The organism is Streptococcus sp. 27098_8_73 (assembly GCF_041432495.1).
GTDB lineage: Bacteria > Bacillota > Bacilli > Lactobacillales > Streptococcaceae > Streptococcus.
Window position 1 is genome coordinate 17422 of record NZ_JAPVZT010000005.1, and the last position, 24032, is coordinate 41453.

Below are 24032 nucleotides of genomic sequence, written 5' to 3' on the forward strand. Positions count from 1 at the left end.
TTCTTCCTTTCTACTTACTATTCTTCACCGTTTATTTTCTTACCGATATACATCGAAGACAGCATGGTAAAGACATAGGCCTGGATACATGAAATAAATATCGAGAAGGCTGTCCATAACATACTACCTAGGAAAGCAGCTGGATACCAATAAAATGCTTGATGTGACAAGGTAAGCAACAAGCCAGCCAAGACTTCCCCTGCAAAGATATTTCCGAAAATCCGCAGAGCTAAGGAGGCAAAATTGGTAAATTCTTCCAAGATATTCATTGGAGTCATAAATCCAGGTGTTGCAAAAGCTTTTAAGTAATCTTTAAAACCACGACGACGGATTCCTTCCACATGACTAATCAATGTAATGATAAAGGACAAGGCTAGGTCATAGCCCAAATTTGCCGTCGGTGAGGTCCAGAGATTGTAGCCATTGGTGGTTTGAATTTTAGCCATCAAACCGATATTATTGGCAACTGCAATAAAAAGAAACAAGGCAAACATAAACAAAGAATAATCTTTGATGTAGTGTTCCCCAATATTTTCTTTAGTAAATCCAATGACAAAATCATAGACGTACTCAAGTAAGTTTTGCTTTCCTTTTGGTCGGATGGACATTTTTCTACTGCCCCAGTAGATAAAGCCAAAGACCATCAAAACGGTCACAAGTGACATAGCAAGCAGGGTCAAATCAAAGGATATTGGGCCTAGCTGAATAGTCGGATTAAGACTCTCTTCCAAGGTTTGACACCCCCTTTTCTAAAATAGAAAAAACTATTTGATAATGAAAGACATAACCAAAGTAACGAAGAAAGTACCTTCAACAAAAGCGACACCCATGATGAGCAAGCTTCTTAATTGATCAACCATTTCTGGCTGACGTGAAGCTGCTTTAAACAGATTACTCATAATCAAACCTTCAGCTAATGAGACGCCAAAGCAGGCAATACAAAGTCCTAAAAATGTTAAATTCATGATGAATTCTCCTTTTATTTTTTTAAATGTACCCCATTAGTTTACTCCTAATAAAGGTAATAGTCAATTATTTTGTGATATTGTAAGCGTTTTTTGCACTTTTCTTTTAAATTTAAAACAAAACTTGAATAAAAGTGCTTTTCAAACATTTATCCTATAAAAATCCAAGCAAAAGAGGCTGGGACAAAAGTCCTAGCCTCTCAATTGTCTTTGGATTGTTGAGCAAGACGCAGTGGTTGAGTGGGCTCTATTACGCTGATTTCATCAGCTTTTACAGCCCTACTCAACTTTGCGGAGGTGGGACGACGAAATCGAATTCTAACGAATTACCGATTTCTGTCCCACTCTCATCTGTTCCGTTTGAGGTAAAAAAATTGTGAAGCGCATCCATCTATTTTCAACTGCTTCAAAGCGATAAGTGAGATGGTGCTTTTCTAAAATTTGCTGCACGATAAAGAGTCCCAGTCCAGTACCGCCATCCTTGCGATTGCGACTGTAGTCTGGTCGATAAAATGGCTGGAAAATCTGCTGAATCTGTGACTCATCCAGCACTCGCTCAGCTTCATTTTCTACAATTAATATTCCATTTTCTAAACGAACCAAGATTTCTCCACCTTCCACTGTATAATGAAAGGCATTGTCAATCAGATTTTTAATAGCCTTTAGTAAATAAGTCTTATTACCTCGGACTTTTGCTTCTGAGAGTTGGACATTAAAATGATAGTGTTTGAGGTCCGCCAGAACCTTGTATGTACTGATATTTGCTTCAAGCAGCTCTTTGAGAGAGAAGATTTCTCGCTCTGTCTCCATGGTCATTTCTAGTTTTGAAATGGCTAGGATGGACTGGACTAAGCCTGATTGCTCTTCCAATATTTCGCGGCACTTCTGTAGGTATTTGTCCCGATCTTTAAAATCGCCCACTCCATAAATCATCCCGTCAATCATTCCCATCATACTGGTGATGGGTGTCTTGAGTTCGTGGGAAGTCATTCGGAGAAATTCTGCCTTTTCGCGCTCGCTTTCTGCGACTTTCTCATTTTCTAATCGCAGAGCTTCCATACTGGTTAAGAGGTTAGCATATAAGTGATTGATATCCTGAGCCAAATCAGCAATCTCGTCATGCCCTTTCACCTGACAGGAAACATCTGGAAGCAGACTGGTCATCTGCCGAGTGCTAGAAGAGATATCCTTAATCCGCTGACTGGAGGTCCGACTATAGAGATAGGCGGCAAGCCCACCCAGACTCAGCGACAAGAATAATACAAAGGGATAGAGATTGAGCAAGATCCGACTGGCGTCCGAAACGGGTTGCAGGGAATATTCCCCACGCAGGACTACTTCTTTGCCATCTGATGTCCGAAAACTTTCTGACAGGGTCTTACTCTCATAATTGCTATTGGCAATGGTCGGAACAATGGTCAGCTGGAGAGAGCTTTCTCCATTCGTTTCGAGTGCTGGGTAAAGAATTGTATTGTCTTTTGCCAGCAAGGTGAACCAGATCTGATTGCTTTTTTTGCTATAATTACTCAAAAGCTCACTGATTTCTTGGCTGGACTTTCCCTTGACCTGCTTGGCTACCTGAGCAAACTCACGCTGGGCTTCTCCCCCCTTGACCTGCTGGTAATAAACCGGCATGGCGAAATAGAGAGTGGATAGAACGATCGTCACAACAACAAAGATGATGAAAGTCGTCAAGAGGAAGTTCTTTTTGACAATCTTCACGTGTCTTCTCCTCCAAGCTGATAGCCCATACCTGTGATGGTTTTTAGAGGGATACCTGGGATTTTCTTACGAATGTTCTTGATGTGATTGTCCAGCACCCGGCTATCTAGCTCGCTGTAGCCCCAAATGGTATTCATGAGCTGATCGCGGGTCACTAAATGATCCTTTCTCTTGGCTAGAGCCTGCAAGATCTCATACTCTTTCTTGGTCAGAGGCATCTTTTCTTCCTGCCAGTAAACGGTACAATCATCGATAGAGACGGTCAAATCACCAACAGTAATCTCTGACGCAACCGTATTTCGTCGCAGAATATTCTCAATCCGTTTAACTAAGATTAGTGGTGAGAAAGGCTTGGTCACATAGTCGCTGATGAGGTGGTTAAAGCTGACTAGCTGAGTGTACTCATCATCTAGCGCCGTCAGGATCATGACCGGAATCTGAGAAGTCTTGCGAATTTCCTTGAGGACATCCAGTCCACTCATGGTTGGCAGCATCATGTCCAAAATAACTAAGTCAAAAGACTCTGCTTCAAATTGAAGCAAAGCCTCGCCTCCATCAAAGACTGGTGTAACTGCATAGTTACTTTCTTTTAAAAATTCACAAATGACTTGATTGATCGTAGTATCGTCTTCCACTACTAAAATCTTGTGCATATATGCTTGATTCTCCTTTATTTATTCAAATCGCAGGGCTTCAATTGGATCCAGCTTGGATGCTTTCACTGCTGGCAAGAGCCCAAATACTACTCCTATTATACAACAAAAGAGCAAACTTACAAAGACTGAAAAGAGGGATAAAATATAAGGATAGGCCAAAGACTGGGTAATAGCAAAACCAGAGGCGATACCTGCTACTACGCCAATAATTCCTCCCATCAGGGTCAGGATGACCGCTTCGATCAGGAACTGCTTGAGAATGATCTTCCTTCGAGCTCCCAGAGCCTTTTTAATCCCGATTTCACGCGTCCGCTCTGTCACTGAAACCAGCATGATATTCATAACACCGATACCTCCGACTAAAAGGGAGATGCTGGCAATACCCGCTAGCAAGACAAAGTTAGACTGGTTGAGGTTATCCAATTGGCGCTCAAATTCTTGCAGATTTAGCACACCAAACATATAGTCTGACTGAGGCATCTGCTGATTGAGGTAATCACTGACCTTCTTGGCCACCTTCTTCAAATCATCGGCTTTGTGGGTCTGAACGGTGACTTCTGGGCTGACATTGATGGTATCAAAAATCCGATGCCATTGTTGCAGAGGAATATAGGCTACCTTTTCCGAACCAGAGGTTAGGCCACTCTGCTCAGTAGACTCAAAGACGCCAATAACTTTAAAAGGATTGCCCTTGACTTCTACATACTTACCGATGCCGTCTCCCTTAGGAAAGAGAGTATCATAAAGAGACTTTTCTAGATAGGTTACTTGTTCTTGATTTTTGAAGGCTTCAGAGTCAAAGCCCTCCCCTTCCAACAGCCTTTGCTGCTTGATGTCAGCTACCGACTGGGAAACTGCCTGAACCTTGCTAGATGACTTTTGACTGAGATAGTAAATTTTTTCGTCCGCCCCATAGGTCATCAAAGCATTTTTAACTCCAGGAATTTCCTTGATTTTGGACAAGACATCCTCTCCCATGAAGGGAATGTAGGAAGGCTTCTGCGCTTGGGATTTTTCTGGAATAGAGGGATCGATGGCGCTTTTCTTGTCGTAGACGACTTTGATGGTATTATTGCTACCACCGATCAGCTGACGCTTAGTATTTTCTGTATTTCCTTCAATGATGGAAAAGATAGCAATAATAGCGCCAATCCCGATGATAATTCCTAGCATGGTCAGCATAGAGCGCATTTTGTGGGACAGGATGGAGTTTAGAGCTACAAAAATATCTTCCATATAGCCCCCTTCTATCCTAATGCCCGAGTCTCTATATTACCGTCCCGCAAGACAACCGTTTGCTTGCAAAGCTGAGCCACTTCCGGCTCGTGGGTAATGATGACAATGGTTTTGCCTTGTTCGTTAAATTGCTTGAACAGCTCCATGATCTGAACACTGGTCTTGGTATCCAGCGCTCCAGTCGGCTCGTCTCCCAGAATAAAGCTGGGATTGGTTACCAAGGCACGCGCAATGGCTACCCGTTGCTTTTGACCACCGGACAGCTCCATAGGCTTAAAGTCGCTTCTCTCTTCCAGACCGACCAGCCGCAGCATTTCTAAAGCGCGCTCACGTCTCTCTTTTTTAGGAACTTTCATGTAAGTCAGAGGCAGTTCAACATTTTGACAGGCTGTCAGCTTAGGCATGAGGTTGAAATTCTGGAAAACAAAGCCAATCTTCTGATTACGCAAATCAGATAGTTGGTTGTCGGACAGGTCAGAGACGTCAGTCCCTTCGATATGATAAGAACCTGCGCTAGCCTTGTCCAAACAGCCGATAATGTTCATCAAAGTGGACTTACCTGATCCAGACGGCCCCATAATCGCTAGAAAATCCCCCTCTTTCACATGCAAATCAATTCCTTTCAAAATCGGAAATTCCTGACTGCCCTGTTGATAAGATTTGTGGATGTTCTTAAGCTTTAACATTCTGTCCTACCTCCATTCCGTCTTTCATGCCTTCTCTAGGCGTCGAAATGGTATCCTTCATAGTCAGACCTTCTGTAATCTCTACCAAACGGTCAGAGACTTTCTTGGTCTTAACTTCCTTCATTTTTACCTTTTTACCCTCTACCTTCCAGACATAGGTCTTACCATTTTTACTGAAAGTATAGGCCTTGTTGACGACTACCTTACCGGCCTCAGGAGCATTTTCTACGACATTGACATAAGAATGGGAGCCTACAAGTGGCATTTCACCGCCTTGGTCCAGCTCGACAGTATAAGGGAACTTGCCTTGGTTGGGATTTTCCTGTTGTTTATTTCCACCATTGCTATTTCCAGTATTTGCAGTTGTCAAGGTGCCGACTTGCGTCACGGTACCACTCCAGCGTTTCTTAGGATCCTTGCGGTCCACAACATCTACTCTCTGACCCACACTCAGCTTCTCACGGTCAAATTCACTAACGCTCCCTTTGATCAAAGTTTTGGACTTGTCCATGATTTCGATAAAGGTTTCTTCTTCCTTTTTAGCCTTGGATTGAGTCGGAAGATCTTCGTTCATAGAGGTAATGGTTCCCGCTGTATCAGCCGTCACGGTGTCATATTTCATGCGGTCTGATTCCGTCTGAGCTGTCACCTGAGCCTTCTCAGCCTCAATCTGAGCATTCGTTACTTCATTGTCAGCAGTCTTAGCATCACTTAGCGCTTGAGCAACTTCGTCTTCAGCAGATTTTATCTGATCTAACAAAGACTCATCCTTACTAGAATTGTATTTATTCTTAAGAGTATTGAGATTAGCTAGCTTCCGGTTATACGTTTCCCATTTGATTGATGCGCTAGTTTGAGCAGCCGTAATGCTATTAGCCTTAGCTTGAGCATCATACTGAGCAGACTGGGCTGTCAATTCCTGCGAGGTCACATAGGAAAAGAGGGGCTGCCCTTGCGTAACAGTATCGCCATTCTTGACAAATACTTCCTTAACTTCACCTTTAGATGGGTCAATTTTGACCTTACTACTATTGTTAGCAACTACTTCTCCAGATAAAACTAGGCTTGTCTTTTTACTGTTATTAACAGCATCTTGGACCGTCAGTGAATCAATCTTATTATCGACCATTTTCATGGCTTGTTGTTGATTAACCTGATGAAGAAGTACATAGCCTCCCAGCCCTGCACAAGCAAGAATGACCGTGCTTCCCAATAGAATGGTTTTACGATTCATTTTTTTTATTTGAAACATATTGCCTCCAACCTACAAGTTCTAACTTTTATTTATCAGTTGATTCAGATTCATCTGTTGGTAATTCTTCTCCATCCGCTGGAATTTGAATTACATTTCCATCCGGCATGGTATACTCTGTCACTTCCTTGCCGTCTACTGTTTTCGTTTTTTGATCAACAGCATCTTTCTTAAAATCTACTTTTTTCCCATCACTAATTTCTTTATTGTCAGCAGTCTTAGAACCACATGCAGCTAGGAAGAAGACAGACATTCCGATAAGAGTTACAAGCATAGCGAATTTTTTTACGTTCATTTGATTTCTCCTTTGTTTTAGAAAACAGGAATTTTGAGCTTTCCTGATCGTATTTGTTTTTTTGAACAATTCCATTCTATCAAAGTGGTCTATCCCCTTCCTACCCACCATCTGTTTTTTATCTATTTTTTAATAAAATTTGAGATTGTCCTCTAGATACAGGACTTTTCCTATCCAAACAGCTTCTTAAGTCGTTTTATGGTATAATAGATTGATTTTAAAAAATGAGGTGGAAACATGACTCAAACAGTTTATTTTGGAACATACACCCGACGAGTTTCCAAAGGAATTTACAAGGCAGAGTTTGATACTGAAAAGGGACAACTCTCAAACTTAGAATTAGTAGCCGAAGAACCAAGCCCTACTTATCTAGCCTTTGACCAAGCTGATCATCTGTACACAGTTGGTGCAAAAGACGGACAAGGCGGGATTGCTGCCTATGATCAAGAAGGGCAGCTGCTCAATCACGTGGTTGAAGAAGGCGCTCCGCTTTGCTATGTCGCTGTAGATGAGGAGAGAGGACTCGTTTACGGAGCCAACTACCACAAGGGGCAAGTGCTGGTCTACAAGCAGCAAGAAGATGGCAGCCTAAAACTAGCTGATTCAGACACCCATGTTGGGCAAGGACCTCACGCCAATCAAGCCTCTGCCCATGTCCACTATGCTAGCTTGACTCCCGATCAATATCTAGTTACCTGCGACCTCGGAACAGATCAAGTCACTACCTACGATGTGACGGAAGACGGACAACTAAACAAACTGGCCACCTACACATGTGCTGCTGGGGCCGGGGCACGTCACATTGTCTTTCATAACCACTATAAAATTGCTTACCTTATCTGCGAACTAAATTCTACTATCGAAGTATTGATTTACGATGGCGTTGGTCAGTTTGAACACATGCAGACCGTCTCAACTCTCCCAGAAGGATTTAAAGATTTTAACGGAACGGCAGCCATCCGCCTTTCAGCAGACGGTAAATTCCTCTACGGCTCTAACCGTGGCCATGATTCAATAGCTGTTTATCAAATTCTAGCTGATGGAAGCCTACAGCTCGTTGAAATCACGCCAACAAAGGGCAAAAATCCACGTGATTTCAATATCACCCCTGACCAAAACTACCTCATCGCTGTTCACCAAGACTCGGACAATGCAACTATTTTCAAACGCGATCCTGAAACAGGCCGATTAACAGAAATCTCTCATGATTTCTATGTGCCAGAAGCTGTCTGCGTAACCTTCCAATAATCAAAAGAAAATATCAAAGGAACATTCAAAATGAATCCAGTAGAATTGTTTAACCAAGTCAAAGAATTGATCGAAAAGAAAGATTTTGATGCAGCTAAGAAGTTTGTTGAAGACCACAAAGATGAGCTAGGCGAATACTTAGATAAAGCAAAAGATTTAGTAGCCAATTCAAAAGGGCTCAACGACGTCATCAACAAAGTTAAGTCTATTTTCTAAAATCTTAATTAAAAAAGCTGTTGGATAAAATTCCAACAGCTTTTTTATTTGATCGAGCCTTATTTAGTCCATTTCCGATTCATAGAATCCTCTAATTCTTCCAATCGCTCCCTTGTCAAAGGTTGAGCAAGAAAAACGTCCTTATCGACATCTTTGTCCTTATTAAAATCATGTAAAGCAACCCTTTTATAAACTATCTTATTGGCCAGAGGGAGTTGACCATTTACATAGGTCATGATTTCTATATCGCTTTCACTAAAAAATGCTCCATAGTAATCTTCCCGAACCACTACTGTCTGACCTCTTTCCTCAAGATGGGCATACCGGGTCACTGGAACATAAACCGTGAAAAAATATCCAAGAATAGGAGAAAATGCCACTAACAAGGCTCCTAGAGCAAGGGCAGGATAAAGAACCCACCTATATTTTTTTACCAATAAATAGGAAACAAGAAATAAAAAGGGAAAAGCAAACCATGGGCTGAACTGAGGGTACCAGAATATACTGGTGATTGTAAGAAATAAAAGAACTGCCAAAAGCGCCAGAGAGCTTGATTTGTGTTTATAAGCCAAAAAGAGGCCTATAAATAAAACAGTAAGAGCTGGCCACTCTCTGCTTAGGATATACAAAATGAAATAAAACATCCCAAAAGTCTCCCCTTATTTATTAAAAATCCCTTGAGTTAGCCTCAAGGGATTTGCTTCATTCCATTAGAATGAATTATTTTTTCAAGTTGTAGAATGATTTCAATCCACGGTATTCAGCAACTTCACCAAGTTGATCTTCGATACGAAGCAATTGGTTGTATTTAGCAATACGGTCTGTACGTGAAAGTGAACCAGTCTTGATTTGTCCTGCGTTAGTTGCAACTGCGATGTCAGCAATTGTTGAATCTTCAGTTTCACCTGAACGGTGTGATACAACTGCAGTGTAACCAGCTTCTTTCGCCATTTCGATAGCATCGAATGTTTCAGTAAGAGTACCGATTTGGTTAACTTTGATAAGGATTGAGTTGGCTGCGCCTTCTGCAATACCCTTTTCAAGGTAAGAAGTGTTTGTTACGAAGAAGTCGTCACCAACCAATTGAACTTTACCACCAAGACGTTCAGTAAGAGCTTTCCAACCATCCCAGTCGTTTTCGTCCATACCATCTTCGATAGTGATGATTGGGTATTTGTTTACCAACTCTTCAAGGTAGTCGATTTGTTCTGCAGCAGTACGTACAGCAGCTCCTTCACCTTCGAATTTAGTGTAGTCGTAAACTTTACGTTCTTTATCGTAGAATTCTGATGAAGCACAGTCAAATCCGATAAATACGTCTTTACCTGGAACATAACCAGCAGCTTCGATAGCAGCAATGATAGTTTCTACGCCATCTTCAGTTCCTTCGAAACGAGGAGCAAATCCACCTTCGTCACCAACAGCAGTTTCCAAACCACGAGATTTAAGGATTTTCTTAAGAGCGTGGAAGATTTCAGCACCCCAACGAAGAGCTTCTTTGAATGATGGTGCACCAGCAGGTACGATCATGAATTCTTGGAAAGCGATTGGAGCGTCTGAGTGAGAACCACCATTGATGATGTTCATCATTGGAGTTGGAAGAACCTTAGTGTTGAATCCACCAAGATAGCTGTAAAGTGGGATTTCAAGGTAGTCAGCAGCAGCACGAGCTACAGCGATAGACACACCAAGGATTGCGTTCGCACCCAATTTACCTTTGTTTGGAGTACCGTCCAAAGCGATCATTGCACGGTCGATAGCTTGTTGGTCACGAACATCGTAACCGATAATAGCTTCAGCGATAACGTTGTTCACGTTGTCAACTGCTTTTTGTGTACCAAGACCGCCGTAACGAGATTTGTCGCCATCACGAAGTTCAACTGCTTCGTGTTCACCAGTAGAAGCTCCTGAAGGAACCATACCACGTCCGAAAGCACCTGATTCAGTATAAACTTCTACTTCAAGTGTTGGGTTACCGCGTGAGTCGAGGACTTCGCGAGCGTAAACATCAGTAATAATTGACATTTTGACTCTCCTTATTGTTTAAAATTATTTACTAGTCTATGATACCTCAAAAGCGCTTTTTTTTCAAGGAAAAACAGCAGCTTTGCTTGAAAAATCACAATTTTTGAAATGCAATCGGTTACATCCTATCTTTTTCTTAACGGTTTGAAAATCAGAAATCCTTTATTTATGATATACTAGAAATATGACAGATCTAAATAATATTATCATGGAAAAATCTCAGGGAAATGCTAAGCTCAATCCTGATGAACAACGCAAATTTCTGGAAACTTTTGAAGAGCGAGTGATTGCTTACTGCTCTATTTCGGATGCCAATTCTTCGCTTCTAAAACAGCATTTTAAAGAAATAGTTGAGAAGATAACTGAAAGCTACCAGCCCGTCACAGTCAAAATATCGCCTGAAGTCATATCCAGCCAGCAGGTTTTCTTCCTAAAAACCGCCAAAGACTTAGGCTGCGAGGCTACCATCGTCTCTGCTTTTTGCCAATCCTCTCCTTTCGGTTTGGTTATCCATAGTGATCGTCCTGTGACCGTGGAAGAAAAGGACTTGAGCAAGCAATTTGCCGACGTCCTCCACCCAGCAGATAGTAAACCATCTCCCCTCAAGAAGACCTCCCTTTGGAAAAAAATGTTTCATAAATGACGAATTTAGAGAAATTATTTGCCTTTTTCGAGGCGGAAAATCAGCGTGACTGGGACATTTATCAAACTTGTTTAGACGAGCATGTCGTCTGGGAGCTGCATGGAGAATCCTCAGAAATCATTCAGGTAAAAGAAGCCTACCTCCACAGGATAAAGGAGGCCTATCAGAACAGTTCCGCACAGTTTAGTTGCCAATACTATCACAGCAATTCTGAGCAAAGTCGGATTCTAACAATTTTGGTTAATGACCACGGGGAACTTTCCTGCGATCTATTTGAATTTGCAAACGGTTTAATTGTCAAAGAGATCGAATATTTACTGAAAAAGAGGCTGGGACAAAAGTCCTAGCCTCTTAATTGTCTTTGGATTGTCGAGCAAGACGCAGTGGTTGAGCGGGCTCTACTACGCTGATTTCATCAGCTTTTACAGCCCTGCTCAACTGTGCGGAGGTGGGACGACGAAATCGAATTCTAACGAATTACCGATTTCTGTCCCACTCTCTTTTTTTGATGGCTAATAGGTTGCCAATATTGCGAGCTGTACGAACCAGATTTTCCCTCGCTTGAGCTAAGGTTTCATCCAAATCCGCAACTCGGGAGATAATGGGAAAAGCTGCTTGAATATTTTCCCTAGGAAATGGAGGCAAATCATCAGCCAAACTGCCACAGATCGCAAGAACGGGAATCTCTTTTGGCGTCCTCCTTGCGATTCCAACTGGGGCCTTTCCCGCCAAAGACTGCTTATCCATGCGCCCCTCACCGACAACAACCAAGTCCGCTTCTTTAACCCTGCGGTCAAAATCCAACAAATCCAGACAGGTATCAATTCCTGACACGACTTTCCCCTTGGCAAATGTGACCAGCCCTGCTGCCATGCCTCCTCCGGCACCAGCACCAGCTTGGGTGAAAATCTGCGGATTGGCCAGTTCATAGAACTTCCTCATTTCCTGATCGACAGATGAAAGAAGCCACTCAGACAAGCCTTTCTGTCGTCCAAAGACCTGAGTCGCTCCCTGCTGCCCACATAAAGGATTGGACACATCTGTCAAAATTTCGATGTCAATATTATTCAGGAAAGTTGGAACACGTTCCGCAGAAATTCGGGCAACTCTCCCTAAAGAAGAACCGACAGGCCGCAGTCGATGATTGTTTTCATCAAAAAATTCATAGCCCAGACCTGCTGCCATACCGATTCCACCATCATTCGTTGCCGAGCCGCCAACACCGACCAGAATCTTCCTGACCCCATTTTCAGCTAAATAAAGGATCAGCTCCCCCAGCCCTCTGGTTTCTAAGCCTAAAGGATTGCGTTTTTCCTTAGGAATTAAAGCCAGTCCCACTAAATCTGCCATTTCAAAGAGAGCTAGCTGGTCTTGTCTTGCATATTTCATTTCGACTGGCTGGCCGAAAGGTCCGGTCACCCAGTGACGAAACTCTTTTAGCTTCATAGCAGAAATCAAGGCAGTTACAGTCCCCTCGCCGCCATCTCCGATAGGCAGCAAATCAAAAGTAGCCTCTGGCAAGGCTTGGGAAAAACCTTCTTTCAAGGCTTCTGCTACCTGAACGGCAGACAAACTTTCCTTAAAAGAATCTGGTGCTAACAAGATATGCATAATGCCTCCTATTTTTCCTTCCCATCTAAAATATCCATTACTTGATAGAGGTCATAAACATTGATTTGATAGGGTGCTTGCTCTCTTACAATTTGCTTGGCATTAAAAGCAATTCCAATGCCGGCTGTTTGAATCATAGGCAAATCATTTGCGCCATCCCCCATAGCAATAGTTTGATTTAATTCCAAATTATTCTCTTGAGCCCATTCTTTCAGCATCTGAACTTTAATATCTTTGGTAACAATATCTCCCAAAACTCGACCGGTCAGGAAACCCTTTTTACTTTCCAAGCGATTAGCTTTTACATAGTCAATCCCTAGCTGATCAGCCAGCCTATCCACCGTTTCATGAAAACCACCTGAAACCAAACCAATCTTGTAACCACGCGCATGCAGCTCATCTACTAATTTTTTAGCACCAGGCGTGAAATGAATCTTGTCAGCTATTTGAGAAAAGATAGTTTCTGGAAGCCCCTCCAAGAGAAAAACCCTCTCCCGTAAGGCAGCCTCGAAATCCAGTTCCCCGCGCATGGCTCGCTCGGTAATATCAGCCACTTGCTGCCCAACTCCAGCTTCCTCGCCCAGCAAATCAATGCCCTCTTCCATAATAAGCGTGCTATCGACATCCATCACCAATAAGCCTTTGACCCGACTCATCTGTTCACCTCATATTTTCTGTAATTTGTTGTATTATACAGGATTTTCAGTGACAAGACAAGCTAGATTGCAAAGAAAAAAAGTTCCCGAAGGAACTTTCTTAGAAGCGAATATTTTCGCGTGTTTTTTCATATGAGTTGGTGAAACGAGCTGAAACTCCAGGCTCGACAATATCCAAGGCTTTTGAAATAATTTCCAAAGATTTTGCATAGTCAAATTCAGCTTCAAAGGCATGAAGGGATTCATTGAAGGCTGCCTGCACATTATCATCGAAGGAACGATAACGGTTAGAGTATTGTAGCAACTGCTCTGTTAAGGTAGAATTTCGAACGATTCGATATGTCTCTTCTTCCAATTCATTCATTGTATTTGCCAGAATCTCTAACCAGCGGTTAACAGATTCGATATTCACACGAGTTGCCTCCAACTCTCTAGCCAGCTCCTCAATATAGTCGCTTGCTCCAAAGAAAATTGTTAAGAAGGACTCTGGAATACCCGGTAAATTACGTTTTCCCATAAATCGCTTAATCGTATGCAATTTATTGGCGTAAATCGTAACTTTTTGACGGGCATTGACATCGTCTTTTTCGATCTTTTCTAGTTGCTCACCAAGTTCAATCTGTTCATCTTCGATTTCTTTCAATCGGTCTTGAATAGCTTCCAACTCTTCTCTAACCAATGAGAAAGGTTTCTTCATTTCAGCTGTATCTTCAAGTGAAGAGTGAACGACTGCTTCTTGAGCAGATAATTCAGATTTCAAATCCTTGATATGATTTATTTCAGGTTCTGGTAGCAAGAAGGAATGTGATAAACGTTCCATTTCGTTTTGAAGCTGTTGGTTATTCTCTTTAGTGTGTTCTAAATAGTCAGGAAGGTAGTTCACCAACTTCTCAACGACTTTATGAGCCTCAATTTCTCGAGTAAAGATGGCATACAGAGCATCGATTTCCTCTTGAATTTGTTCATTCTCATACAAGGCATTATCCAACTCCAACGCCGCAAGATTTTCTTCATTTCGTTTCAAACTAGCACGAAGTTGTTGGAAACGCGCCTCTAAGTCAGTCTCAATAAAATGATAATTGGTTTCCAATAATTTACGGTAGCCAGACTCCAAATCTTCTAATTGATCTGGTAATTTCTCAGTCAAGTCTTCTACAATTGCTGGAACTTTTTCGACGATCTGTGTCAGTGCCAAGATACGATCTTCTGTTTTGTCTAAGATCTCTGCCGCTTCCACAGGATCCCCTGAAGAATTGAGAGTTACAAATTGAGAGAAATCAGACTCAATATTTTCCATTTGCTTCTGAATTTCTGCAAGAGCTCGTCCATAAGCGTCAGGATTGCTAGCTACAGTATGCTGCAAATTTTCAAACAGATCTAGGGCGTGTAAAACTCGTCCGCTATTTTTAGATTCTTGTTTTTTGAGATCTTCTAAAGCCTGACGAATCGCATGAATATCTTCACTGATTAAATCAATTTGGCTTTCAATATTTTCGATCGCGTGCTTGGCTTTGAGGAAACGGAAAGAATTATTGTAGCCCTCTGCCTCAAAGAGATTATTCTCAATATCAGCAAATGAATTTAAAGAGAGGTCTACCCATTTTTGATTCCATTCACGGAAAGTCACTTGACTTTGCCCGATCAAATGTAAATTTTTAACTTCTTCCACTTCATCATTCACGGGAAGATTGTAAAGTTCCTCTTTTTTCTCCTCCAAACTTCGAAGCTTCGCTTCATTTCGTTTTCTCATATAGATAGCAGTAAAATAGCCTAAAATTAATAGTGCTGCTACTACAATAATGAGAATAATCAGTCCATTAGACATATAAAACTCCTTCATTCTTTTACTAAAAAGCAAACATATTGATTATATCACAAATTCATTTGTAATGGTTGTTTTTTCTAACTTTTTAGACATCAAGTGTGCTATATACTGCATTTTTTTCGATAAAGTCACGACGAGGCTCTACACGATCTCCCATCAGCATATCAAAAATCTTATCAGCTTCTGCTGCATCATCGACAGAAACTCGCGCCATTAGACGGTGTTCTGGGTTCATGGTCGTTTCCCACAACTGATGGTCATCCATTTCTCCCAAACCTTTGTAGCGCTGAATCGTCGGCTTAGAGCGACCTTCGCTATAGCGCTCGAGAGCAGCTTGCAGTTCTTCTTCTTGATTAGCACCTGGCTGGATGTATTCTTTTACCTCGCTGCCGACCTTGACACCATAGATGGGTGGTTGGGCGATGTAGACATAGCCTGCTTCCAGAACCGGCTTCATGTAGCGGTAAATCAAAGTCAGGAGCAAAGTCCGAATGTGAGCTCCATCCACGTCCGCATCAGTCATGATGACTAATTTATGATAGCGAGCCTTGCTGACATCAAAGTCAGCCCCAAAACCAGTTCCCATAGCAGTAAAGAGACTGCGGATTTCTTCATTAGCCAGAATCTTATCCATGCTGGCTTTTTCAACGTTGAGAATTTTACCGCGAATCGGCAAAATAGCCTGAAATTCACGGTTACGCCCAGACTTAGCTGAACCACCCGCTGAGTCCCCCTCCACGATGAAGAGTTCTGTTTCCTGTGGGTTGTTGGACGAGCAATCAGCCAATTTCCCTGGCAGATTAGAGATTTCCAAACCAGACTTCTTGCGGGTTACTTCCCGAGCTCGCTTAGCAGCAATTCTTGCCTTAGAAGCCAAAATTCCCTTTTCAACGATTTTCCGAGCCACCGCAGGATTTTCCAAAAGGAAATCAGAGAAGGCTTCACTGAAGAGGCGGTTAGTAATCTTGACTACTTCACTATTGCCCAGCTTGGTCTTGGTCTGACCTTCAAACTGAGGGTTGGGGTGCTTGACAGAGATGACCGCTGTTAGTCCCTCACGCACATCTTCCCCAGTCAGATTATCTTCGTTCTCTTTGAGAAGTTTATTTTTCTTGGCATAGTCATTAATAACCCGAGTTAGGGCTGTCCGGAAACCTTGCTCATGCGTTCCACCCTCGTGGGTATGGATGTTATTGGCAAAGCTCATGACTGTTTCATGGTAGCCAGTCGTGTACTGCATGGCCACTTCAACCGTAATATCGTCCATTTCGCCATCAGTGTAAATCGGCGTATCAAAGATAACATCCTTGTTTTCATTGATGTATTGAACATAGCTGGCAATCCCACCCTCATAGTGGTAATCCTTGACCTGCTCCATTCCATCTCGCTTATCAGTGATGGAAATTCTGAGACCACGATTGAGGAAAGCTAATTCCTGCACCCGTTTATTAAGCTTCTCAAAGTCAAATTCTACTGTTTCAGTGAAAATCTCTGGATCTGGCGTAAAGTGAACGGTCGTACCTGTACGATCCGTCTCGCCAATGACTTCTAGATCCGCGACTACATGACCACGACGGTATTCTTGGTAATGAATCTGGCCGTTTTTATAAACGCGGACATCCAGCTGAGTGGACAGGGCATTTACAACGGAAGACCCTACACCGTGCAGACCTCCTGAGACCTTGTAGCCGCCACCGCCGAATTTTCCTCCTGCGTGAAGGACAGTAAAGACGGTTTCTACAGCCGGACGGCCTGTTTTTTCCTGAATATCAACGGGAATTCCTCGACCATCGTCAACAACTGTAATAGAATTATCTTTTTCAATAAAGACTTGAATGTGAGTGGCAAAGCCAGCCAGGGCCTCATCAATCGAGTTGTCAACAATTTCCCAGACTAAGTGGTGCAGACCTTCCTTGGAGGTCGAACCAATATACATACCAGGACGCATCCGAACGGCTTCTAAGCCCTCCAAGACCTGAATCTGACTGGCGTCATATTCTTGCGCTTGTATGTCTTGTTGCTTTTCTTCTGTCATGTTATTCCTTTTCTAGTTCAATATCTACAAATTCTTCAAGATTTCTCATATTATCAAAGAGATAGCAGCTAAATCCTGCCGCCTGACCAGCTTCGATATCAATCGGTCGATCTCCTATAACCAGACCAGACTCAATCTGGTATTTATCTTTTAAATACAGCATAGACTCAGGGTCTGGCTTGCGTTTAAAACCATTAGTAGCTGTCACTACTTCTGTAAAATAGACACTGATCTGCGTCTTCTGCAAAATCTCTAACACCTGATCATCTCGGTGAGAAATCAAAAAATTTCTGCCACCCTGCTGGATAATTTGTGCTAATAATTCTGAAGCTCCCTCAAACAAGATCGGATGTTCTAATTCCTTGGCCTCGTTCGCCTTATAAGCCTTTAAAAATTCCTTATTTCCAGGGGCAAACTGGCGGACTGCATAATCTGTTGAGACCTTGAGAGCCTTATAAACTTCATCATGACTCGCAGTCAGACCAAGGTCCTGCAAGGTATGGACAAAAGCTGCGGTTGAAGTCTCATAATTATCCAAGAGAGTTCCACCCAAATCCCAGATGTAATCTTGATAATTCATACCCTCTATTATATCATATTTTTTGAAGAAAAGGGCTTTTATTTATGATGAAATAGCATATTTTCATAGATTTTTCATCCAACTTAGACAGAAAAGATTCACCCGAAAATCGAGTGAATCTTTTACTTCTCAAAAACATCTTTAAAAAGCATAGAACTTGCCAATTGATCCGCATCTCCGCCTAGCTGGTGAACCAACTCATAGGCAAAAGGAAGGGCTGTAGATGGACCACGGCTGGTGATTAGCTTTCCATCTACGACAACGGTCTGCTTCTGATAGCTACCCTTCTCAATGTTTGCTTCCACTCCATCGTAGCAAGTAAAGTTCTTGCCATTCAGCAGACCTGCGCGGTCAAGAGCAATCGGAGCGGCACAAATCGCTGCGACAAATTTACCTTCTGCTTGAAATTCCTGTAGAACTTCCATCAAGCGGTCATCATCTCGCAGATTTGTTGATCCTGGCATACCGCCTGGAAGAACGACCATATCATAAGCAGATAGATTCCCATTCCAGACTTGATCGGCTTTGACAGTAATCTGGTGAGAGCCTGTCACAGACTTCTCAAAACCAATCATATCACAGATAAAGCCTGCGCGACGCAAGACATCGACAACAGTGAGGGCTTCAATTTCTTCAAAGCCATTGGCTAACATGAGAGCTACTTTTTTCATGTACAACACCTTTCTAGGATACAAGGTATCCACTTCTTATTTTATTTTTCTAAGTACAATTTTTTTACGAACAGGCGGAGTCACCGCATGCTTCTCCTCTTCTAAGCTATTTTGATAAGAGACAGACAGTAGGAGACCGATTCCGATGAGATTGCTGACGATGGAGGAGCCACCTTGAGAAATGAAAGGAAGAGGAATCCCTGTCAAAGGCAAAATCCCTGTCACAGCACCAATATTTTCAAAAATATGAAAGAGCAGCATCATAATGAGACCGGTCGAGATATAGGTGTAGAACTGATTGTTGGACTTAATAGTAATCTGAAGCATACGATGAATCAAGAACAGATAAATAACAATCACCAAACTCGAACCAAGAAAACCAAAATCCTCCGCAATCACGGTGAAAATCATATCACTTTCACGGACAGGTACTAGAAGATTTGAGACATTAAATCCTTGACCTAGCAAACCACCACTTCCAATAGCAATCTGTCCTTGTGCCTGCTGATAGGTTACTGTCTGAGCATATTCAAACGGATGGAGCCAGGCTGAGATCCGATTAATCTGGTAAGTCGGCATCCCTAAACCATGGAGAAAAGCGCGGCCACCATTTGAAATAAAGATCAACATAAAGACAGTAAAAAGAAGGGATACTGTCAAGAAAACCGGTAGAATAATCTTCCACGAAACACCAGATAAGAGAACAATGCCGCAGTAAATTGCAGCAAATACTAGGGCTGTTCCTAAATCACTCTGCAAGGCCAAAAGCAACAAAACCGGCAAGGTATATAATGCTAATTTTACAATCAAAAAGAGATCTAAAGCAATGGTCCGCTCATAGTTCTTATTTTGCTGCAGAAACTTCACTACAACTCTCGAAAGCATCAAAATATATGAGATTTTCATAAATTCAGATGGCTGAAAGAGAGTAACACCGCGAATAGATATCCAGTTTTTCGCCCCTGTAGAAGCCACTAAGCTCTCACTATAAAATACAAGCGGAAGAACCATAAGTCCTAAGCCTAGAATATACAGAAAAGGTGTCATCTTCCAAAGAAACTTAGTGTTAAAAAACATAACGATAAAGCTAATCAGAAAGCCTAATAAAATCCAAACAACTTGCTGACCAACAATCTGCAAGACATTATTTGGATAATCATGACTAACCGCTATATAAATAGCCGTAACTCCGATTGATAGTAAGAGCAAGACAGGTAAAAGCAAGCTGTAATCAATCCGAGACTCAAATGTTCTTTGCTGTGAAGGCATAATTTTCCTTTCTTACAAAAAATATTGGATAATCAAGCTAGAAACTGCGACGCAGAACCAAGCAAAAGCTCCGGTTAATAAAGGACCCGCTCCAGCTTCCTTGAACTGTTTGAATGAAACCTTGGCTCCAATCCCGGCTAAGGCCATAGCCATCAGCCATTGGGACAACAGCTTTGTGTAAGGAACTAGATTTGATGGAAAAATTCCCAAACTGCTCACTACAGAAGCCAGGACAAACCACAAAATAAACCATGGAAGAATCTTCTTCAAGTCTACTTTTTGAGCTGACCGCTTATCTCGAACATATCGATAGCCTGCAAAGATGAGGCAGGCTGGTACAATCATCAAGGCTCTGCTTAGTTTGACAATAGTTGCCAAATCTCCCGCTGCTTGACTGTAAGTATAACCCGCCGCAACGACTGACGAAGTATCATTGATGGCCGTCCCTGCCCAAGTCCCAAAATAGGCATCAGACATTTGCATGAGATGCCCCAGAAAAGGAAAGATAAAAACAGCTAAAATATTGAAAAAGAAGATGGTTGAAATGGAAAGAGCAATATCCTCTTCTTCTGCTTCTAAAATAGGCGAAGCTGCTGCAATAGCTGAACCACCACAGATTGCCGTTCCAAAGCCAATCAAAATAGTTAAAACACGTCTCATTTTGAAGAATTTCCCAGCGGCATAAGCCGCAAGAAAAGCGATCAAAATAGTCAAAATACTAATCTTCAAAGAAGACAAACCCGTTGCAGAGACCTTGCCAATTGACATGGAAAAGCCTAAAAAAATAATAGAATATTGAAGTAGTTTCTTTCCTGCATAGGTCAATCCCGACTGAAAAGAGTCAGGCAGTTTCCATAAATTGCTAAGCAAAATACCTAAGACAATGGCAAACACACTGGATCCTATCAGCGGAAACCAATTCCCTAAACAAATGGAAACAGCTGCTATCGCAAACGATAGAGCAATTCCTGGTAGATTCTTTTTCACGTCATAACCTTCTTCCTATTCTTTTCATTATAGCAGATTTTTGGCATCAGTAGCCGAGAAAATTTGCAATCATTTAGAAAAACAGCCAGATAAAATTGACTGTTTTCAAGCAGTTTTAGTCGAAAAATTCTTTTAATTCCTTTACAATATCCGGCTGAGAAAGCATTTCTAGAGATGCCAGCTGGTTTAGATTTTGCTGGATCTGCCGACCGTAGCGCTTGGTTGAAATACGCTTGTCTAGAAGAATAACCGCCGACTTCTGGTGTTCATTGCGACGGGTTCGCCCCATGGCCTGCTTCAATCGTAAAATAGCCGACGGCAACTGATAATCGTAAAAAGGATTTTTGCCTTCTGCCTTCAGATGATGATTGATCTTTTGCACAAAGAAGTCTCTGGGATTATCAAAAGGAATCCGCGTGATCAGCTGAATGATTTGCTCTTGCTGAGCAAAATCCGCTCCTTCCCAGAAACTGCCTGTTCCCAGCAAGATAGGGGCCTCTCCCTTGTCAAAACGACGCTTGATATTGGCTGGCTCGCCGTTCTTATACTGGGCCAAATGCGTCAAGGTCAGCTGGTCTGAAGTGGCCAGCAATAAATCCTTGGAAGTAAAGAGAACCACCATCGGCAGATTCAGTAGAGCTAAACTCTCCAAGCTTGCGACAATACTCTCAGCATATTCCTGCGTTGATAACTCTACCACATCTGGAAAATCTAGATCTAAAAAAAGTTTCTGCAGGGGCTTTTTTTGCTGAGGAAGTTTATAAAAATGATAATCCTCAAAACCTAGTAATTGAGGCAAATTTACCTTGGAACTAATCTCCAAAGTAGAAGAAACCAAGATCACCTTGACTGTCTCAGGCAGGAAATCCTTAAATCTCATGAGTTCTGAGCGCCCAGCATGAAGCCTTGTCACCCGATGGTCTGCAAATTGTTCTTCCGTTAGCCAATAGTATTGGTACTTGATTGAAAACAATTCCCTGAGCTCTGGCAGCAAGCTCTCATCCAGCTCAGACACATCCTGACGTAGCTTGGCTATTTTCTTGGAATCCAATTCACTGGTCTTACCCCGCTGCTTTTCAGCAGCATCCGCCAATTCAAATTGGATGCTTTGCAGGATGCGTTCTTGTAAAATCCGTTTTTCTGTCTGTAGAGCCTGACTGATAGTTTGCAATTGCTTGGTCAAATTGATGCAGGCCTGCGATAAACTTTCCAAGGCAAAAAACATTTTTTGAGCCTCGTCCACAACCAGCATCCGATTGTCCAGCAAAGACTGGTCATCTTCAAGGCGCGTCAAAAGATAAGCATGATTGGTAATCACGACACGACTGCTAGCTGCCTTGACCTGCCCCAGTCGCCAAAAATCCTCTTGATAAAAGAGCGAATGCTTGCTTAATTTCCCATCATGGCGTATCTGGCTAAAATAAGACTCGAAACGATAAGCCTGACCGATTTCATTTAAATCACCCGTCTCGGTCTCTGTCAGCCAGATCAAAAGCTGCATTTTGCAACGATTAACAAGTCGATTATCATCCAAGACCGAGAGACTTTGATAAAAATGATCTAGTTTCAGATAATTTTCGGGACTTTTGAGATTATGAAAGGAGATATGAAAGACTTCCTCTAAGAGTCGACCTTCCTTTTGTATCAGTTGATCCTGTAAAATCTTCGTTGGAACGGTCACCAAGACTCTTTCCCGACCATGAGCCAAAATAGGCAATAAATAGCCAAAGGTCTTGCCAAGCCCTGTCTGGGCCTCCAAAAAGCTAGCCGCAGTCTGACTAAGCGCCTCAGTCACATATTGCGCAAATCTCAACTGCTCAGGGCGCTCGTCCAATCCCAGCAGATAAAGGTTGGTCAGAAAGTCCTGAGAAAGTTTCTTTTCAGGCGGCAGGATTCTCGGCTTTTTCAAAAAGATACCGTACGTCTCCTGCAAAGCCTGACCAGAATAGTCTGGCATCGACTGAAAAATCTCTTCGATCGCTAGCCGTGACTCATAGATGAGACTATCGGAAAATTCCAGAACCTTCTCTAGCAAAGTTTTTGGCAGTCCTGCCATCTTTTTCTGGATTTTTAGAAATAGCTGAGCTGTCGCCTGAGCATCTGCCAAAGCGGTATGAGCATTTTCCAGAGGAATCTCCAGAAGTTCGCACAGGTTCCCCAAGGCATATTTATCAAAAGTCGGATAGAAAACCTGAGCTAGTTCCACCGTATCTACTCTTGGAGTCAGCAGGTCAAAACCTTCCCAAAAGAGAGCTTCTGCCAATAGATTGGCATCAAACTTGACATTATGGGCGACAAAAATCGCATCCTCAATCAGCTCGTAAACTTCACGGGCAATCTGTGAGAAGTCCGGAGCTTGGCGCAAGCGTTGATCATCCAATCCTGTCAGCTGTTTAATATGCTCATCCAGAGTCTCATGCGGATTCACATCTGTTTCATACGTTTGGCAAATCACCCCGTTTTCAATGATGACAATGCCGATTTGAATAATTTTTGCATTGCTGTTCGCACTTGTAGCCTCCAAGTCGATGACAGCATATTTATAGTTCGATTGTGTCATACTGCTATGATTATATCACAAATGCCAGCCTGAGACATCTGAAAATAAGCTGAGCCCCAAAATTAATTTTGTGCAAAATTTCTGCTTTTTTGTTACACTCTTTATTGAGAAAACATACGCAGAGGAAGCCCAATGAAAGTTCACAAAATTGTCAATATCATCGCTTTTGAAAATACTTATATCCTTGAAAATGACCGTCATGTCATCGTAGTTGACCCCGGCAGCGACTGGCGGAAAATCCAACGCAAGCTAGAAGAAATCGCTAAACCCATCACTGCTATTTTGCTGACTCATACGCATTACGACCATATTATGAGTCTGGATAAGGTCCGAGATAACTTTGCCAATCCACCCGTCTATGTAGCGGAGAGCGAAGCAAGCTGGCTCTATACTCCGACAGATAATCTATCCGGTCTTGACCGCCATTCAGATTTGGAAGACGTCATTCTCAGACCTGCCGAACATTATTTCGCCTATCACCAAGACTACCAACTGGACGACTTTCATTTCTATGCTGTGCAGACACCTGGTCATTCTATTGGAGGAGTTTCCATTATTTTCCCAGAAGAGCAGGTCGTCCTGACTGGTGATGCTCTCTTCCGTGAAACCATCGGCAGAACAGATCTACCAACTGGTAATATGGACCAGCTCCTTGCTGGCATCCGCGAAGAATTATTTGTCTTGCCCAAAGATTATCGTGTCTATCCCGGCCATGGAAATGACACAACGATTGGCCACGAAAAGAATTTCAATCCATTTTTCTAATAAACTGATAGTGGGGCAGATAACAAGATTGCCTCATTTTTTATATAGTAAATAACTGTTTCTATGTAAGAATGAAAAAAGGGCTTTTAGAAAAAGTCAGGAAATTGCCTCTACAATCTGACTTCCATG

Annotated in this window: 24 protein-coding genes; 5 read left to right on the plus strand and 19 right to left on the minus strand. The window is 42.3% G+C overall.

Annotation, left to right across the window (positions count from 1 at the left end):
- Nucleotides 1-17: 17 nt before the first annotated feature.
- From atpB to O3651_RS04625, 8 genes are all read right to left on the minus strand, one after another.
- The gene (gene atpB, locus O3651_RS04590) at nt 18-731 is read right to left on the minus strand and encodes a F0F1 ATP synthase subunit A (protein ID WP_048764192.1); all 714 of its coding nucleotides are present in this window, start codon (nt 729-731) and stop codon (nt 18-20) included.
- A gap of 33 nt (nt 732-764) precedes the next feature.
- Nucleotides 765-965 (minus strand): F0F1 ATP synthase subunit C, encoded by a 201-nt coding sequence (locus O3651_RS04595; protein WP_005589732.1) that lies wholly within the window; start codon nt 963-965, stop codon nt 765-767.
- Between the two features lie 318 nt (nt 966-1283).
- A complete protein-coding gene (locus tag O3651_RS04600) occupies nt 1284-2687 on the minus strand; it encodes a cell wall metabolism sensor histidine kinase WalK (protein ID WP_015604683.1) in 1404 nt (467 codons plus the stop codon).
- Entirely contained in the window at nt 2684-3340 is a 657-nt protein-coding gene (locus O3651_RS04605; protein ID WP_045496783.1) for a response regulator transcription factor, read from the minus strand. Before O3651_RS04605 ends, O3651_RS04600 begins: the two co-directional genes overlap by 4 nt.
- 21 nt (nt 3341-3361) lie before the next feature.
- Nucleotides 3362-4579, minus strand: coding sequence for an ABC transporter permease (locus O3651_RS04610; RefSeq protein WP_048764025.1), 1218 nt, complete (start codon nt 4577-4579; stop codon nt 3362-3364).
- 11 nt (nt 4580-4590) lie between these two features.
- Nucleotides 4591-5265, minus strand: a complete 675-nt coding sequence (locus O3651_RS04615) for an ABC transporter ATP-binding protein (RefSeq protein ID WP_005589728.1) — start codon at nt 5263-5265, stop codon at nt 4591-4593.
- Nucleotides 5252-6517, minus strand: coding sequence for an efflux RND transporter periplasmic adaptor subunit (locus O3651_RS04620; RefSeq protein WP_371609706.1), 1266 nt, complete (start codon nt 6515-6517; stop codon nt 5252-5254). The genes O3651_RS04615 and O3651_RS04620 overlap by 14 nt, the downstream gene beginning before the upstream one ends.
- A 28-nt stretch (nt 6518-6545) precedes the next feature.
- The gene (locus O3651_RS04625) at nt 6546-6812 is read right to left on the minus strand and encodes a hypothetical protein (protein WP_148888063.1); all 267 of its coding nucleotides are present in this window, start codon (nt 6810-6812) and stop codon (nt 6546-6548) included.
- 237 nt (nt 6813-7049) lie between these two features.
- On the opposite strand from O3651_RS04625, the gene O3651_RS04630 reads away from it, so the two are divergent.
- Nucleotides 7050-8060 (plus strand): lactonase family protein, encoded by a 1011-nt coding sequence (locus O3651_RS04630; protein ID WP_371609707.1) that lies wholly within the window; start codon nt 7050-7052, stop codon nt 8058-8060.
- A gap of 30 nt (nt 8061-8090) precedes the next feature.
- A complete protein-coding gene (locus O3651_RS04635) occupies nt 8091-8276 on the plus strand; it encodes a hypothetical protein (RefSeq protein WP_005589722.1) in 186 nt (61 codons plus the stop codon).
- 59 nt (nt 8277-8335) lie between these two features.
- Here O3651_RS04635 and O3651_RS04640 read toward each other — a convergent pair whose 3' ends face one another.
- The gene (locus tag O3651_RS04640) at nt 8336-8920 is read right to left on the minus strand and encodes a hypothetical protein (RefSeq protein WP_371609708.1); all 585 of its coding nucleotides are present in this window, start codon (nt 8918-8920) and stop codon (nt 8336-8338) included.
- A gap of 76 nt (nt 8921-8996) precedes the next feature.
- Entirely contained in the window at nt 8997-10301 is a 1305-nt protein-coding gene (gene eno / locus O3651_RS04645; RefSeq protein ID WP_015604660.1) for a surface-displayed alpha-enolase, read from the minus strand.
- Nucleotides 10302-10485: 184 nt separating this feature from the next.
- Here eno and O3651_RS04650 point away from each other — a divergent pair, with 184 nt between their 5' ends.
- Both O3651_RS04650 and O3651_RS04655 read left to right on the plus strand, forming a co-directional pair.
- Complete coding sequence (locus tag O3651_RS04650) at nt 10486-10944, plus strand: DUF1694 domain-containing protein (RefSeq protein ID WP_239192310.1); 459 nt, start codon at nt 10486-10488, stop codon at nt 10942-10944.
- A complete protein-coding gene (locus tag O3651_RS04655) occupies nt 10941-11291 on the plus strand; it encodes a nuclear transport factor 2 family protein (RefSeq protein WP_371609709.1) in 351 nt (116 codons plus the stop codon). Before O3651_RS04650 ends, O3651_RS04655 begins: the two co-directional genes overlap by 4 nt.
- 130 nt (nt 11292-11421) lie before the next feature.
- Here the strand turns inward: O3651_RS04655 and O3651_RS04660 are convergent, their stop codons facing one another.
- From O3651_RS04660 to O3651_RS04700, 9 genes are all read right to left on the minus strand, one after another.
- Complete coding sequence (locus O3651_RS04660) at nt 11422-12555, minus strand: glycerate kinase (RefSeq protein WP_371609710.1); 1134 nt, start codon at nt 12553-12555, stop codon at nt 11422-11424.
- 8 nt (nt 12556-12563) lie between these two features.
- Complete coding sequence (gene serB / locus O3651_RS04665; RefSeq protein ID WP_371609711.1) at nt 12564-13211, minus strand: phosphoserine phosphatase SerB; 648 nt, start codon at nt 13209-13211, stop codon at nt 12564-12566.
- Nucleotides 13212-13311: 100 nt separating this feature from the next.
- Nucleotides 13312-15036, minus strand: coding sequence for a septation ring formation regulator EzrA (gene ezrA / locus O3651_RS04670; RefSeq protein ID WP_371609712.1), 1725 nt, complete (start codon nt 15034-15036; stop codon nt 13312-13314).
- An 85-nt stretch (nt 15037-15121) separates the two neighbouring features.
- Nucleotides 15122-17071: a DNA topoisomerase (ATP-hydrolyzing) subunit B gene (gyrB, locus tag O3651_RS04675; RefSeq protein ID WP_314481813.1), complete on the minus strand. Its 1950-nt coding sequence runs from the start codon at nt 17069-17071 to the stop codon at nt 15122-15124.
- Nucleotide 17072: 1 nt separating this feature from the next.
- Nucleotides 17073-17651, minus strand: coding sequence for an HAD-IA family hydrolase (locus O3651_RS04680; RefSeq protein ID WP_371609713.1), 579 nt, complete (start codon nt 17649-17651; stop codon nt 17073-17075).
- 122 nt (nt 17652-17773) lie between these two features.
- Nucleotides 17774-18322, minus strand: a complete 549-nt coding sequence (locus tag O3651_RS04685) for a DJ-1 family glyoxalase III (RefSeq protein ID WP_371609714.1) — start codon at nt 18320-18322, stop codon at nt 17774-17776.
- A gap of 36 nt (nt 18323-18358) precedes the next feature.
- Nucleotides 18359-19591 carry an FtsW/RodA/SpoVE family cell cycle protein gene (locus O3651_RS04690; protein ID WP_371609715.1) on the minus strand — a complete coding sequence of 411 codons (1233 nt, stop codon included), beginning with the start codon at nt 19589-19591 and terminating at the stop codon, nt 18359-18361.
- 12 nt (nt 19592-19603) lie between these two features.
- Entirely contained in the window at nt 19604-20578 is a 975-nt protein-coding gene (locus O3651_RS04695; RefSeq protein WP_371609716.1) for a YeiH family protein, read from the minus strand.
- 115 nt (nt 20579-20693) lie between these two features.
- Nucleotides 20694-23138, minus strand: a complete 2445-nt coding sequence (locus O3651_RS04700) for a bifunctional DnaQ family exonuclease/ATP-dependent helicase (protein ID WP_371609717.1) — start codon at nt 23136-23138, stop codon at nt 20694-20696.
- 132 nt (nt 23139-23270) lie between these two features.
- Between O3651_RS04700 and O3651_RS04705 the strand changes: the two genes are divergently transcribed.
- Nucleotides 23271-23903, plus strand: coding sequence for an MBL fold metallo-hydrolase (locus O3651_RS04705; RefSeq protein WP_371609718.1), 633 nt, complete (start codon nt 23271-23273; stop codon nt 23901-23903).
- Nucleotides 23904-24032: the final 129 nt, after the last annotated feature.

What these genes read in the sequence shown, in the direction of transcription:
- O3651_RS04690 (WP_371609715.1), bottom strand. Translation starts at nt 19,591, where the DNA reads ATGCCTTCACAGCAAAGAACATTTGAGTCTCGGATTGATTACAGCTTG.
- O3651_RS04655 (WP_371609709.1), top strand. Translation starts at nt 10,941, where the DNA reads ATGACGAATTTAGAGAAATTATTTGCCTTTTTCGAGGCGGAAAATCAG.
- ezrA (WP_371609712.1), bottom strand. Translation starts at nt 15,036, where the DNA reads ATGTCTAATGGACTGATTATTCTCATTATTGTAGTAGCAGCACTATTA.
- O3651_RS04685 (WP_371609714.1), bottom strand. Translation starts at nt 18,322, where the DNA reads ATGAAAAAAGTAGCTCTCATGTTAGCCAATGGCTTTGAAGAAATTGAA.
- O3651_RS04630 (WP_371609707.1), top strand. Translation starts at nt 7,050, where the DNA reads ATGACTCAAACAGTTTATTTTGGAACATACACCCGACGAGTTTCCAAA.
- O3651_RS04705 (WP_371609718.1), top strand. Translation starts at nt 23,271, where the DNA reads ATGAAAGTTCACAAAATTGTCAATATCATCGCTTTTGAAAATACTTAT.
- O3651_RS04660 (WP_371609710.1), bottom strand. Translation starts at nt 12,555, where the DNA reads ATGCATATCTTGTTAGCACCAGATTCTTTTAAGGAAAGTTTGTCTGCC.
- eno (WP_015604660.1), bottom strand. Translation starts at nt 10,301, where the DNA reads ATGTCAATTATTACTGATGTTTACGCTCGCGAAGTCCTCGACTCACGC.
- O3651_RS04635 (WP_005589722.1), top strand. Translation starts at nt 8,091, where the DNA reads ATGAATCCAGTAGAATTGTTTAACCAAGTCAAAGAATTGATCGAAAAG.
- O3651_RS04700 (WP_371609717.1), bottom strand. Translation starts at nt 23,138, where the DNA reads ATGACACAATCGAACTATAAATATGCTGTCATCGACTTGGAGGCTACA.
- O3651_RS04625 (WP_148888063.1), bottom strand. Translation starts at nt 6,812, where the DNA reads ATGAACGTAAAAAAATTCGCTATGCTTGTAACTCTTATCGGAATGTCT.
- O3651_RS04620 (WP_371609706.1), bottom strand. Translation starts at nt 6,517, where the DNA reads ATGTTTCAAATAAAAAAAATGAATCGTAAAACCATTCTATTGGGAAGC.
- O3651_RS04595 (WP_005589732.1), bottom strand. Translation starts at nt 965, where the DNA reads ATGAATTTAACATTTTTAGGACTTTGTATTGCCTGCTTTGGCGTCTCA.
- gyrB (WP_314481813.1), bottom strand. Translation starts at nt 17,071, where the DNA reads ATGACAGAAGAAAAGCAACAAGACATACAAGCGCAAGAATATGACGCC.
- O3651_RS04610 (WP_048764025.1), bottom strand. Translation starts at nt 4,579, where the DNA reads ATGGAAGATATTTTTGTAGCTCTAAACTCCATCCTGTCCCACAAAATG.
- serB (WP_371609711.1), bottom strand. Translation starts at nt 13,211, where the DNA reads ATGAGTCGGGTCAAAGGCTTATTGGTGATGGATGTCGATAGCACGCTT.
- O3651_RS04650 (WP_239192310.1), top strand. Translation starts at nt 10,486, where the DNA reads ATGACAGATCTAAATAATATTATCATGGAAAAATCTCAGGGAAATGCT.
- O3651_RS04680 (WP_371609713.1), bottom strand. Translation starts at nt 17,651, where the DNA reads ATGAATTATCAAGATTACATCTGGGATTTGGGTGGAACTCTCTTGGAT.
- O3651_RS04615 (WP_005589728.1), bottom strand. Translation starts at nt 5,265, where the DNA reads ATGTTAAAGCTTAAGAACATCCACAAATCTTATCAACAGGGCAGTCAG.
- O3651_RS04640 (WP_371609708.1), bottom strand. Translation starts at nt 8,920, where the DNA reads ATGTTTTATTTCATTTTGTATATCCTAAGCAGAGAGTGGCCAGCTCTT.
- O3651_RS04605 (WP_045496783.1), bottom strand. Translation starts at nt 3,340, where the DNA reads ATGCACAAGATTTTAGTAGTGGAAGACGATACTACGATCAATCAAGTC.